The sequence below is a fragment of the Pseudomonas sp. LBUM1660 genome (assembly GCF_059695935.1).
Genome location: NZ_CP166795.1, coordinates 5,046,452 through 5,059,147, shown reverse-complemented (window position 1 = coordinate 5,059,147; position 12,696 = coordinate 5,046,452). Strand labels below are relative to the sequence as shown.

The 12,696-nt window shown below is 59.3% G+C and carries 8 protein-coding genes and 4 pseudogenes; 6 read left to right on the top strand and 6 right to left on the bottom strand.

Annotated features, from left to right (window positions below):
- The first annotated feature begins 22 nt into the window (after nt 1–22).
- The 4 genes from nosR (at nt 23) to ACA068_RS23495 (ending at nt 3,215) form a co-directional block, all read left to right on the top strand.
- A complete protein-coding gene (nosR, locus tag ACA068_RS23510) occupies nt 23–1,402 on the top strand; it encodes a response regulator c-di-GMP phosphodiesterase, NosR family (protein ID WP_497305144.1) in 1,380 nt (459 codons plus the stop codon).
- 216 nt (nt 1,403–1,618) lie between these two features.
- The gene (locus tag ACA068_RS23505) at nt 1,619–2,053 is read left to right on the top strand and encodes an NUDIX hydrolase (protein ID WP_497305143.1); all 435 of its coding nucleotides are present in this window, start codon (nt 1,619–1,621) and stop codon (nt 2,051–2,053) included.
- 23 nt (nt 2,054–2,076) lie between these two features.
- Nucleotides 2,077–2,715: a LysE family translocator gene (locus tag ACA068_RS23500; RefSeq protein ID WP_497305142.1), complete on the top strand. Its 639-nt coding sequence runs from the start codon at nt 2,077–2,079 to the stop codon at nt 2,713–2,715.
- A 2-nt stretch (nt 2,716–2,717) separates the two neighbouring features.
- Nucleotides 2,718–3,215 (top strand): GNAT family N-acetyltransferase, encoded by a 498-nt coding sequence (locus ACA068_RS23495; protein ID WP_497305141.1) that lies wholly within the window; start codon nt 2,718–2,720, stop codon nt 3,213–3,215.
- A gap of 120 nt (nt 3,216–3,335) precedes the next feature.
- Here ACA068_RS23495 and ACA068_RS23490 read toward each other — a convergent pair.
- From ACA068_RS23490 to metR, 5 genes and pseudogenes are all read right to left on the bottom strand, one after another.
- Nucleotides 3,336–3,509: pseudogene (locus ACA068_RS23490) on the bottom strand (LysR family transcriptional regulator); the annotation flags it as partial.
- A gap of 135 nt (nt 3,510–3,644) precedes the next feature.
- Nucleotides 3,645–3,818 (bottom strand): annotated as a pseudogene (locus ACA068_RS23485) (LysR family transcriptional regulator); the annotation flags it as partial.
- A gap of 135 nt (nt 3,819–3,953) precedes the next feature.
- A pseudogene (locus ACA068_RS23480) lies at nt 3,954–4,127 on the bottom strand (LysR family transcriptional regulator); the annotation flags it as partial.
- 135 nt (nt 4,128–4,262) lie between these two features.
- A pseudogene (locus ACA068_RS23475) lies at nt 4,263–4,436 on the bottom strand (LysR family transcriptional regulator); the annotation flags it as partial.
- Between the two features lie 135 nt (nt 4,437–4,571).
- Nucleotides 4,572–5,489 carry a transcriptional regulator MetR gene (gene metR, locus ACA068_RS23470; RefSeq protein ID WP_008155262.1) on the bottom strand — a complete coding sequence of 306 codons (918 nt, stop codon included), beginning with the start codon at nt 5,487–5,489 and terminating at the stop codon, nt 4,572–4,574.
- A gap of 118 nt (nt 5,490–5,607) precedes the next feature.
- Between metR and metE the strand changes: the two genes are divergently transcribed.
- A complete protein-coding gene (gene metE / locus ACA068_RS23465) occupies nt 5,608–7,920 on the top strand; it encodes a 5-methyltetrahydropteroyltriglutamate--homocysteine S-methyltransferase (RefSeq protein WP_497305139.1) in 2,313 nt (770 codons plus the stop codon).
- A gap of 78 nt (nt 7,921–7,998) precedes the next feature.
- Here metE and ACA068_RS23460 read toward each other — a convergent pair whose 3' ends face one another.
- Nucleotides 7,999–11,343 (bottom strand): hypothetical protein, encoded by a 3,345-nt coding sequence (locus ACA068_RS23460; protein ID WP_497305137.1) that lies wholly within the window; start codon nt 11,341–11,343, stop codon nt 7,999–8,001.
- 259 nt (nt 11,344–11,602) lie between these two features.
- On the opposite strand from ACA068_RS23460, the gene ACA068_RS23455 reads away from it, so the two are divergent.
- Entirely contained in the window at nt 11,603–12,622 is a 1,020-nt protein-coding gene (locus ACA068_RS23455) for an alpha/beta fold hydrolase (RefSeq protein WP_497305135.1), read from the top strand.
- Nucleotides 12,623–12,696 lie beyond the last annotated feature (74 nt).

Below are 12,696 nucleotides of genomic sequence, written 5' to 3'. Positions count from 1 at the left end.
CCGTTTCGCTTGAGGTAATGCCATGGAAGAGCAACTCCCCACGACTGTCACCTATAAACCCACGGTTCTGCTGGTCGACGATGAGGAATCGATCCTCAACAGTTTGCGCCGGCTCTTGCGCGGCCAGCCCTACGACGTGCTGCTGGCCACCAGCGGGGCCCAGGCTCTCGACATCATGGCGAAACAGCCCGTCGACCTGGTGATGAGCGATGCGCGCATGCCCAATATGGACGGCGCCACGCTGCTGGCGCACATTCACCAGCGCCATCCCGGCACGCTGCGCATTCTGCTGACTGGTTATGCCGACCTGACGATGATCGTCAAAGCGATCAACGAGGGGCAGATTGACCGTTACATCAGCAAACCCTGGCACGATGAGGAATTGCTGCTGACGCTGCGACAATCCCTCGCCTACCAGCATTCCGAGCGCGAGCGGTTGCGTCTGGTGCAGGAGACCTGGGACCGGAACGAAGAATTGAAGTTGCTCAACGCGACCCTGGAAAAACACGTCGCGTCCCGCACCTCAGAGCTGCAGCAGACCGCTGACATGCTCGACCTGGCCTATGAAGAGCTCAAACACAGCTATGTGACCGGCACGGAGGTGTTCTCGCTGCTGGCCAACCTGCGGTTGCCGCCGGCCAAGCAGACGAACCGGCAGATCATCGAACTGGTGCGGGTGTACTGCAGACTTCATGGCCTGGACGAGGGCAGTACCCGCGACCTGACCATGGCCGCGGCGCTCTACAACATCGGCAAGCTGAGCTGGACCGACAGCATGATGACCGCGCCTGCTGACCTGCTGCACCACAACGATAAGGAGCGTTATCGCGGTTATCCGAAGCAGAGCGAGTCGTTGCTGATGACCCTCGACCCGATGAAAGACGCTGCACGCCTGATCCTTCACCATCAGGAGCGCTGGGATGGCACGGGATTCCCCGACCGGCTCAAGGGCGAGGCGATTCCGCTCGGGTCGCGGTGGCTGAAACTGGCGGTGGATTTCATCGAGTTACAGCGTGGGCTGATCCTTGAGCGCCAGATGAACAGCGATGAAGCCCTGGTCTACATCCGCCAGTACGCCGGTCGGCTCTACGATCCTGATCTGGTCGAGGACTTCATTCAGGTCTGCGCCGCCTACCTGAGCGATGTGTCGCTGGCCGATCCGACGGTGAGGGTCATGAGCACCCGGGACCTGGCGGCCGGCATGATTCTGGCGCACAACCTCAATGCCGATAACGGCATGCTGCTGCTCAATGCGGGCAAGGTACTGAGCGGACCGCTGGTGGAGAAACTGATCGCTTTCGAGGCGATGGAAGGGGCGAAATACAGTGTTTTTGTGAAAGTGCCGGAGGAAGTGGAGGGCGCGATGCTCGAGGCCGGTCCGCTGGTCCAGGCTCAGCCCTGAACCCCTTTGGAAGACTCAACCCTGAACCCCTGTGGGAGCGGGCTTGCTCGCGAAAGCGGTGTATCAGCCAAGTAGATATCGACTGACACGACGCCTTCGCGAGCAAGCCCGCTCCCACAATGGACTCCGTAGTGCCTGACAGCTATTTTTCCCCGTGACGCCGGCGCGACACCCATGTGATCCTTTGCGCCTTTCACCCAAGGCCCCTTCAGATCCATGACCTTTTCCACCACTACTTCCCCTCGCATCATCCGCATCGCCGCTGCCCTGTTGATCGGCCCCGACGGTCGCACGCTGTTGGTTCGCAAACGCGGGACCGAAGCCTTCATGCAACCCGGCGGCAAGATCGAGGCCCATGAACTGCCGGTTCACGCCCTGGCCCGTGAACTGGAAGAAGAGCTTGGGCTGGTCATCGACCCCGCGCACGCCACCTACCTGGGACCCTTCTCGGCACCGGCCGCCAACGAGCCGGGTTTTGTCGTCCAGGCCGAGCTCTTTCAGCTGACCATCGATTCAGACGTATCGCCAGCAGCGGAGATCGAAGAGGTGCGCTGGATTGATCCGGCCACCGACGGCGATCTCACGCTGGCGCCATTGACACGGGACCTGATCCTGCCGTTTTATCGAGCTTCGTTGACCGCGATCGCTTGATCGTCTACGGACCAGGACTGCCCATGATCCCGCTTCAAGATTTGCTGATTTTCGCCGCCGCCGCGTTGCTGATGGTACTGACGCCGGGGCCGAACATGATCTACCTGATCTCCCGCTCGATCTGCCAGGGGCGCAAGGCCGGCGTGACTTCGTTGCTCGGCGTGGTCGCGGGGTTTTTCGTGCATTTGTTCGCCGCAGCGGCCGGTTTGACCGCCGTGTTTCTGGCCGTGCCGTTGGCCTACGAAGTGCTGAAATGGGCCGGTGCGCTGTATCTGTTGTGGCTGGCGTGGCAGGCGGTCAAACCCGGTGCGCGTTCACCCTTTGAAGCGCAGCAGTTACCGCCGGACTCGTCGCGCAAACTGATCACCATGGGGTTTCTCACCAGCGCCTTGAACCCGAAGATCGCGGTGTTTTACCTGTCGGTGTTTCCGCAATTCATCACGCCTGAGCATGGCTCGGTGTTCACCCAAAGCATCGTGTTGGGCCTGACCCAGATCAGCGTCAGCTTCTGCGTCAATCTGCTGATCGCGATCTTCGCTGCGGGCATCGCGTCGTGGTTCGTCAACAACCCGACCTGGCTGGTGGTGCAGCGTTATTTCATGGGGTTTGTCCTGTCAGCGCTGGCGGTGCGGCTGATGCTTGAGCAACGACGGACGGCTTGACCATGTGGATTGAACGACTGGATGCCAGCCATGCCCTGGATTATCGGGCACTGATGCTTGAAGCCTACGACCTGCACCCGCAAGCCTTCACCTCGAGTGTGCGCGAACGTGCCGCGATGCCGCTGAGTTGGTGGGAATCGCGCCTGACCAGCAAACTGGATGTGGTGCTCGGGGCGTTTGACGAGGGCAAGTTGGCGGGCATTGTCGGCCTGGCCTTTGAACCTCGGGAAAAGGCCCGGCACAAGGCAACGCTGTTTGGCATGTACGTGTCCGGCAAGGTCCGGCAGCGGGGCTTGGGTCAGCAACTGGTGCAAGCCGCGTTGGATGAAGCGCAGAACCATAAAGGCCTGCGGCTGATCCAGTTGACCGTCACCGCCGGCAACGAAGCCGCGTTCAACCTGTACCAGCGCTGCGGCTTCATCCAGTTCGGCCTCGAACCCATGGCGGCCCGCGTCGGCGAAGACTACTTCGACAAAATCCACATGTGGCGTGAGCTCTAAACCCACCACACCCCTTGTAGGAGCCAGGCTTGCCCGCGAAGGCGTCGTGACAGTCGACATCGACTTGGCTGATACACCGCTTTCGCGGGCAAGCCTCGCTCCTACAGGGGTTGTGGGGTGTCAGCGTACGGCGCTGACCCCGTCAAGTGTCGAGAGCGACGTGTCCTTGGCCGTCAGCAAGAAATCGCGCATGTACGGTGCATCCAGCATGTCCGCGCGAATTCCCGCATACAGTGTCGCAAACAATCCCTTCTCGCCCAGCCGCTTGGCCTTCACATGACCCCGTGAGCTGTATGGCGCGAATTCCGAAATCACCATAATCCCTGTAGGAGCGAGGCTTGCCCGCGAAGGCGTCGTGACAGTCGACATCGACTTGGCTGATACACCGCTTTCGCGGGCAAGCCTCGCTCCTACAGGGGTTGTGGGGTGTCAGCGGACGGCGCTGACGCCGTCCAGTGTCGAGAACGACGTGTCCTTGGCCGTCAGCAAGAAGTCGCGCATGTACGGTGCATCCAGCATGTCCGCGCGAATTCCCGCATACAGTGTCGCAAACAATCCCTTCTCGCCCAGCCGCTTGGCCTTCACATGACCCCGTGAGCTGTATGGCGCGAATTCCGAAATCACCATAATCCCTGTAGGAGCGAGGCTTGCCCGCGAAGGCGTCGTGACAGTCGACATCGACTTGGCTGATACACCGCTTTCGCGGGCAAGCCTCGCTCCTACAGGGGTTGTGGGGTGTCAGCGTACGGCGCTGACGCCGTCAAGTGTCGAGAACGACGTGTCCTTGGCCGTCAGCAAGAAATCGCGCATGTACGGCGCGTCCAGCATGTCCGCGCGAATCCCGGCGTACAGCGTCGCAAACAATCCTTTCTCGCCCAGCCGCTTGGCCTTCACGTAACCCCGTGAGCTGTATGGCGCGAATTCCGAAATCACCATAATCCCTGTAGGAGCGAGGCTTGCCCGCGAAGGCGTCGTGACAGTCGACATCGACTTGGCTGATACACCGCTTTCGCGGGCAAGCCTCGCTCCTACAGGGGTTGTGGGGTGTCAGCGTACGGCGCTGACCCCGTCCAGTGTCGAGAACGACGTGTCCTTGGCCGTCAGCAAGAAGTCGCGCATGTACGGTGCATCCAGCATGTCCGCGCGAATTCCCGCATACAGTGTCGCAAACAATCCCTTCTCGCCCAGCCGCTTGGCCTTCACGTAACCCCGTGAGCTGTATGGCGCGAATTCCGAAATCACCATAATCCCTGTAGGAGCGAGGCTTGCCCGCGAAGGCGTCGTGACAGTCGACATCGACTTGGCTGATACACCGCTTTCGCGGGCAAGCCTCGCTCCTACAGGGGTTGTGGGGTGTCAGCGGACGGCGCTGACGCCGTCAAGTGTCGAGAACGACGTGTCCTTGGCCGTCAGCAAGAAGTCGCGCATGTACGGTGCATCCAGCATGTCCGCGCGAATTCCCGCATACAGTGTCGCAAACAACCCCTTCTCGCCCAGCCGCTTGGCCTTCACGTAACCCCGTGAGCTGTATTCATGCAGCGCCCAATGGGGCATGCCGCACACGCCGCGTCCGCTGGCCACCAATTGCATCATCATCACCGTCAGTTCCGAGGTGCGGACCTGCGCCGGTTCGATGTCGGCCGGTTCCAGAAAGCGAGTAAAGATGTCCAGCCGATCGCGTTCCACCGGGTAGGTGATCAGCGTTTCCGTGAGCAAATCTTCCGGAACGATGTAGGCCTTGCTCGCCAATCGGTGCTGGTTGGCCACCGCGAGCATCGCTTCATACGTGAACAACGGCACGTAAGTGATCCCGGCCAACTCCAGCGGATCGGAGGTCACCACCAAATCCAGATCACCACGGGCCAGGGCTGGCAGCGGTGCGAAGGAGAAGCCCGAAGCCAGGTCCAGTTCGACTTCCGGCCAGGCATCACGGAACTGATCGATGGTCGGCATCAGCCACTGAAAGCAACTGTGACACTCGATCGCCATGTGCAAGCGGCCCGCCGTGCCGCCCGCCAAACGCGCGATGTCACGCTCGGCACCGCGCAGCAGCGGCAGGGTCGCGTCGGCCAGTTGCAGCAGGCGCAAACCGGCGCTGGTGAAACGCACCGGTTTGGTCTTGCGCACGAACAACGGCATGCCCATGCGCTCCTCCAGCTCCTTGAACTGGTGGGACAGGGCCGACTGGGTCAGGTGCAGACGGTCGGCGGCATCGACCAGGCTGTCGGCTTCGCGCAAGGCGTGCAGGGTCTTCAGGTGACGGATTTCAAGCACCGGGGGCTCCATGAGGAAAACTTGTGATCAACACGAAAAGGTTGAGTTTGTCTCATGTTGGGTTGGCTGTCGACAATAGCGCCATGTTTTACAGCTTCTTTTATAGAGAGAATTCACCATGGCTCTGGCCCACACACTTGGTTTTCCACGCATCGGCGCGGACCGCGAACTGAAAAAAGCCCTCGAATCCTACTGGAAGGGCGACCTCGATCAGGACGCGCTGAAAAGCGTCGGGCGCCAATTGCGCGCCACCCACTGGCAGTTGCAGAAAGACGCCGGCATCGACCTGCTACCCGTCGGCGACTTCGCCTGGTACGACCAGGTGCTGACCCATTCCCTGACCTTTGGCGTGATCCCCGAGCGTTTCGACAGCGCCAAGGACTCGCGCGGCCTGCCGACCCTCGATACCCTGTTCGCCATGGCCCGTGGCGCCACGGCGACCTGCTGCGGCGGTGAACACACCAAGGCCCAATATGCCCAGGAACTGACCAAGTGGTTCGACACCAACTACCACTACCTGGTCCCGGAATTCAGTGCTGACCAACAATTCAAGCTGAGCTGGGAACAGCTGTTCGACGAAGTCGACGAAGCCAAGGCCCTGGGCCACAACGTCAAACCCGTCATCCTCGGCCCGCTGACTTACTTGTGGCTGGGTAAGGCCAAAGGCAACGACTTCGACAAGCTCGACCTGCTGGAACGCTTGCTGCCGATCTACGGTGAAATCCTCGGCCGCCTCGCCGCCCAAGGCGTGGAGTGGGTGCAGATCGACGAACCGATTCTGACCCTCGACCTGCCGCAAACCTGGAAAAACGCCTTCGAACGCGCTTATCACATCCTCCAATACTCGCCGCTGAAAAAACTGGTGGCGACCTACTTCAGTGGCCTGGAAGACAACCTCGGTCTGGCGGTCGGCCTGCCGGTGCAAGGCCTGCACATCGACGCGGTGCGGGCGCCCGATCAACTCGGCCAGGTGCTCGATCGCCTGCCGACCTACAAGATTCTTTCGGTGGGCCTGGTCAACGGCCGCAACGTCTGGCGCTGCGAACTGGAGCAAGTCCTCGCGCAACTGCAACCGGCGCAAGAGCGCTTTGGCGACAACCTGTGGGTCAGCAGTTCCTGCTCGTTGCTGCACAGCCCGGTAGACCTGGAACGCGAAGACAAACTCGATCCTGAACTGAAAAGCTGGCTGGCCTTCGCCGTCCAGAAGTGCGGTGAAATCGCCGTGCTGCGCGATGCCCTGAACGACCCTCAATCGCCCAAGGTGCAAGCGGCTTTGGCCCAGAGCCGAGCGATTCAGGCGAGCCGCGCCGAGTCGCCGCGTATCCATAAAGCCGAGGTGCAGGCTCGCATCAACGCCATCGGCGCAGCGGACAGCCAACGTCACTCGCCGTTCGCCAAACGCATCGAGCAGCAACGCGCGCGCCTGAAACTGCCGCCATTCCCGACCACCACCATCGGCTCGTTCCCGCAAACCGGTTCGATCCGTCTGGCACGCCAGGCGTTCAAGCAAGGCAAGCTGTCGGCCAACGATTACACCGATGCCATGCACAGCGAAATCCGCCACGCGGTGCACATTCAGGAACGCCTTGGCCTGGACGTGCTGGTGCACGGTGAGGCCGAGCGCAACGACATGGTCGAGTACTTTGCCGAGCAACTGGACGGCTACCTGTTCACCCGTTTCGGCTGGGTGCAGAGCTACGGTTCGCGCTGCGTCAAACCGGCGATCATCTACGGCGACTTGAGCCGCCCGAGTGCCATGACTGTCGACTGGATCACTTATGCACAGAGCCTGACCGACAAAGTCATGAAAGGCATGCTCACCGGTCCGGTGACCATGCTGATGTGGTCGTTCCCGCGTGAAGACGTCTCGCGCAAAATCCAGGCGCAGCAATTGGCGTTGGCCCTGCGTGACGAAGTGGTGGACCTGGAAAACGCCGGCATCAAGATCGTGCAGATCGACGAAGCCGCGTTCCGCGAAGGCTTGCCGCTGCGCCGGGCGCAATGGCAGGAATACCTGGACTGGGCGGTGGAAGCGTTCCGCTTGAGCGCGTCCGGTGTGCGGGATGAAACCCAGATCCATACCCACATGTGCTACAGCGAATTCAACGACGTGATCGAGTCCATCGCGGCGATGGACGCCGACGTCATCACCATCGAAACCTCGCGTTCGGACATGGAATTGCTCGAGGCTTTCGAAGCGTTCGACTACCCGAACGACATCGGCCCGGGCGTCTACGACATCCACTCGCCACGGGTGCCGGACACGGCTGAGATGGTCAAGTTGATGAGCAAAGCCGTGAAGCGGATCCCGGCGGAGCGGTTGTGGGTGAACCCGGATTGCGGGCTGAAGACCCGGGCGTGGCCGGAGACTGAGGCGGCGTTGGTCAACATGGTGGCGGCGGCAAGGCAGTTACGCAGTCAGTTGGCTTAACGACTAGCGGCATTTTGTGGCCAATGAAAACCCGCTGAACCGGTCAAGGTCAGCGGGTTTTTTTGCGCGTCTCGCCCGTTAATTGGAAAGCTGTCTGACGGTCAATAGGTGAATGTAAAAGTCATTGCCTATATCCCCTGCTTCATAATTATGTATATAGAAATTGGCGGAGGCAGCGGAGGCGGTGAACGTCCCGTGCACCGTGTTCCATCCGGTGTGTTTATTGATATTTGCATAGGCGGTGCTGAGCATATAGTCGACAAGTAAGCTTATTTTGGGATCGACGTCGTAACCGTTCACGGCGGTGTTGTATATCTGGCAAGAGAACTCGTATCTGGCGCCAATCACTAACGGAAAGTTACGTGAGAACAGCACGCCTGAATTGTTTATCTTGCCAGGCGTCCAGATATGAAAGAGATAGTTAGGCGCTGTGCCCAGCAAGCGACCCGTTTGTGCACCAACGCCTGGTGTCCAGCCATTGAAGTTGCCGTTGTTAAAGTCGGTAATGGAGCTCAAGTCTGCTTGCACAGTCACAACCCAGGGAGGGGACGCTTGAAGACCATCCTGCGTTTTCGCCGTCAAACTATGTCGACCCAGACCGACACTGATGTCTTTCGTCCAGATCCCGTTTGTGTTGGCAATGGCTGACCCCACTTGAGCCGCACCATTGAATAGATTCACAGTGCTATTGGGCGATGCAGTTCCGACCAGTGTTGGTGTGACGTCATCACACGTGCCTCCATTTCTGACCTGCCCGGTAATTGCCCCTTGATTGTCAATCAGTTGGGTAATCATTGGCTTGGCGAGCATTTCCGATTTGATCGTCAGTTCCCGCATCGGGAAGAACGTATCAACGCCGCCCTTATCGCTGAAATTGGCGACCGACAGCCCGAATACCTGCGTGCCGTCCTTGAACAGTTTTAGCTGTTCCCGGGAGATGACCCCGCTCAAGCCGGTGCTCAAGTGGTTGGCGGTGATCACCCCATCGAACAGCATGATGACGTTTTCGCTACCGTCGGATTTTTGCCCACTCAATGCCACCCGCATCCGGGTCCCGATGGCAATGAACAGCCAGGCAATCAGCGTCCAGTGAGCATCGCCCGTGAAGTTGTTGAGGTTCAGGACCTTGTGATCCGGCGCCTCCTTGATGCTCATGCGCGGGTAGTTGATATCTTCATTGGCAATCGAGGTGACTTCGTACCTGGTGGGTGCGGAGCTTTGATCATGTATGCCTTCCTGCGTCACGACATACCAGAAGGACATGAATGTACCCATGTTGGCGGGGACGGCGGTCAGGGGCAGGGTGAAGATCAATGTTCCGCTGGCGCTTCCTTTAAGTGTCGCAAGCACCGGGCTGCCAAAACCATCGCGCCCTTTGACGAAGAGGGTGACACGATGGGCGGGGTCCATCCCGGTGTAGGTGACTTTGACCGTGGCAAGTTTCTGAGTGTTTTGCGGATTGATAATCGTGCCAGGTGAAGCCTGCACGAGCGCGGGCGGCGGTAGCACCAAGGCCTTGGCGCCGATTCGCAACACCAGTTCGGGCGCTGTCAGCGGGAGTTCGCGCTCGCGCTCGATGTACCAGTCCACCGTGATCACTTGATTGAGCAGTGAATTGATGAGCTCGTAGGCCAGTCTGAATTCAATGTCTTTGTCGAGGTGGGCCGCCGTAATGGGCAACCTGTCTGCAAAAACAAGATTACCGTCGGGTCCCCGTACTTCCAGATGAACCGTGTCGCCGATACGCGTGTGAGCTTTGGCTGGGCAAATGGCTGGGGTACCGAAAGGAATGTCCTTCGGATCGAGTACACCGTTTTCGTCTCTGCCGACATCGACGATGCCCAGGAGATTGGTCACTTGCCCGATGCGCAGCCGACGGGTGTAGGACTCCAGAGGCGCGGCATGCCCGGTGCCGGTGACGGTATAGGACAGCTGGACCGAACCGTTCTGATAAGTCTCGAAATGGGTGGTTTCACAGTCGAATGGCACGACGATGCCCACCCCCGGAATCACCATGGACTGGGTAACAAACCGTTCGTAGGTTTGCAGGCGGGTGGTGCCGCCGGCGCTGGTACTCAAGCTGGTCAGTGTCACTTTGTCACCGACCTCCAGACCTTCGATTCCAGGTCCGGCATAGATCACCGTCTCTGCCAGAGCCGGCGACAGGACTGCCCCGTGAGCTTGCGGCGCAGTAGGCGCCGGCGCCCGGTATTTTTCGCCGATCAGCTCCAGAGAATAGGAGTAGGACGGAGTGCGTTCCTCTACACCCGCCACGACTCTGATGCGCTCGTAGTAGATTTCTATTGTCGCGTCGGCCAGATTCTTCACTATTTCGTAAAGCACCTCGACCGTGACGATGCCTCTTTGGTAATTAAACGGACCAAAGGACTGAGTGAGTCCAGTCTTGGGGTTGTAGATAAAGCATTCCACTTTATCTCCTGGGGTGGCGTCGGCTCGCTCTACGAAGATTTCAATTTCCATGGGATTGCCATTGAGATCGTCGATTTTTAGAACATTGCCGTTCGAGCGAACCACTGAAGGCGCTTCAAGATAGGTGATATTCGGAACCAGTTTTCCTTCACCTGTTTTGGAGGTGAGACTGCTGTTTTTTACTTGGTCACCGATCTTGTAACTCACCGATAACGGGTCAGCGGGGCCGATCAGCTCGAGGACGGCAGCCGGCACAAATACAACGATGTTCTGACCGACCTCCTCGGGCTTGAGGGTGTACTCGACGATTTGATTACCGAACATCAGGGTAATGACGTCACCGACGGTCATGATTCGCCAGGCAGGAATAGTGACGTCCACACCCACCTTCACCATAGCCTCATCAATAATGGCCGGGAACCGAGGGGCCTCCAGAGGCACTCGCTCGAGGGTGTTGCCGGTTCGATCAAGGCTGTCAGGGAAGGTTGGCTTGAACCATACGGTTATCTCTACTGAAGGATCCAGGTTGCCACTGGTGCGTTCGACGGTGTACCACATCAGATGGATGCCGGGTTTTTCGACCGCCGTCCTGGGAATGAAGCTGGCGATGTTCTCATTGTTGTGATTCTGGGGGACGATTTCGGTCTTGATCAATGTGCCTCGATCCGTCGGGTCCGGGGCCTGACCGGGCTCAAGGCGTTTGCCCATGTACAGGCGTAGCGTGTCAAATGCTGCCATTAACGTGTAGGAGGGGAAAAGCACCCACCATCCCCGGCCGGGACCGACAGTTTCGTCCGCGTTGACCCCATGGGAGGCAGTGGGGTAGTCGACTACATGCCAACCCGGAATCAGGATGGGGAATATGACGAATGCGCCATTTTCTGCGAACAGGCCCTGCGACCTGATTTCGGCAAACAGGTCGACCTGTTGTTGCGGGCTTTCTTTTTTCAGCGCGGCAAGTTGCTTTGGTGTGTAAATAAATAAAGCAGTCATAGAAGTTCTCCGACTCGCACGAAAGCGCGCGAACCGGGGGTGGCAAGGCGCGTCAGAGACTGATTGAAAGCTCAAACGGGCAGGCTGGCTACTGTCAGAAATAACAGGTACAGACTGTTTTCTGACCAACGGCAGGCGTCAACGCTTCACACGACCGCTCAGCAATCTTCATCAAACTGTCACGTAACTGTGGCAGCGCGCTTGATCAAACTTCATCAGACTCGCGCTCTACTGGGGTTCTGCGTTTCGGTGTTTTTTCATGCGTGCATTCATTTTTCTGGCCTTGCTGTTGTTTGGCCTGCCGTCCTTGGCGGCGTCTCGTTGCGATGTCAATGTTCCCACCCAACACGCCGATCTGGCGCAGGTGAGCCTGGCGTACCAGAGCATCGGCCGTGCGTCCGACCCGGCGTTGCTGCTGGTGATGGGCCTGGGCGGGCAGTTGATTCACTGGCCGGATGAGGTGGTGGTCGCGCTGTGTCAGCAGGGTTTTCGGGTGATTCGTTATGACAATCGCGATGTCGGCCTCTCGACCTGGCGGCAAGCGCCCGTCGACGCCAACCTGACCTTCGAAGTGCTGCGTTACAAGCTCGGTTTGCCGGTGTCGGCGCCGTACACCTTGACCGACATGGCCGACGATGCCTTTGGCCTGATGGATGCGTTGAAGGTTGAGCAGTTCCACGTCCTGGGCGCAAGCATGGGCGGGATGATTGCCCAGCACATGGCGGCGATGGCGCCGCAGCGGGTCGAGAGCCTGACCCTGATCATGACCAGTTCCGGTGCCGAAGGCTTGCCGGCACCGAGTGCGGCGTTGGTACAGCTGTTGTCCCGTCGTGGCGCGCCAAACCGCGAAGTGGCGCTGGAGCAACAGGCGGATTTGCTGGCGGCGCTGGGCAGCCCGACGGTGAGCGATGATCGGCAGGCGCTGCTGCATCAGGCGGCGCTGTCTTATGACCGGGCGTTCAACCCTGAGGGCGTGAAGCGCCAGATCATGGCGATCCTCGCCGAACGCAGTCGTGTGGCGCTGCTTAACCAGTTGCGCGTACCGACGCTGGTGGTTCACGGCACGGCCGATCCACTGTTGCCGGTGATGCATGGCGTGCATCTGGCGGCGCATATCCGTGGCAGTCAGTTGAAGCTGATTCCGGGTTTGGCGCATCGATTCCAGGAAGCGTTCAAGGCGCCGTTGCTGGCGGCGGTGTTGCCGTATTTGCAGACCCACCGCGAAGACACTTCGCATTGGGCGCAGATCGATCCGGTGCCGGTCCCCAATCTCCTATAACTCCCAATCACGATGTGGGAGCGAGCTTGCTCGCGATAGCGGCATGACATTCAGCATTAATGTTGACTGACACA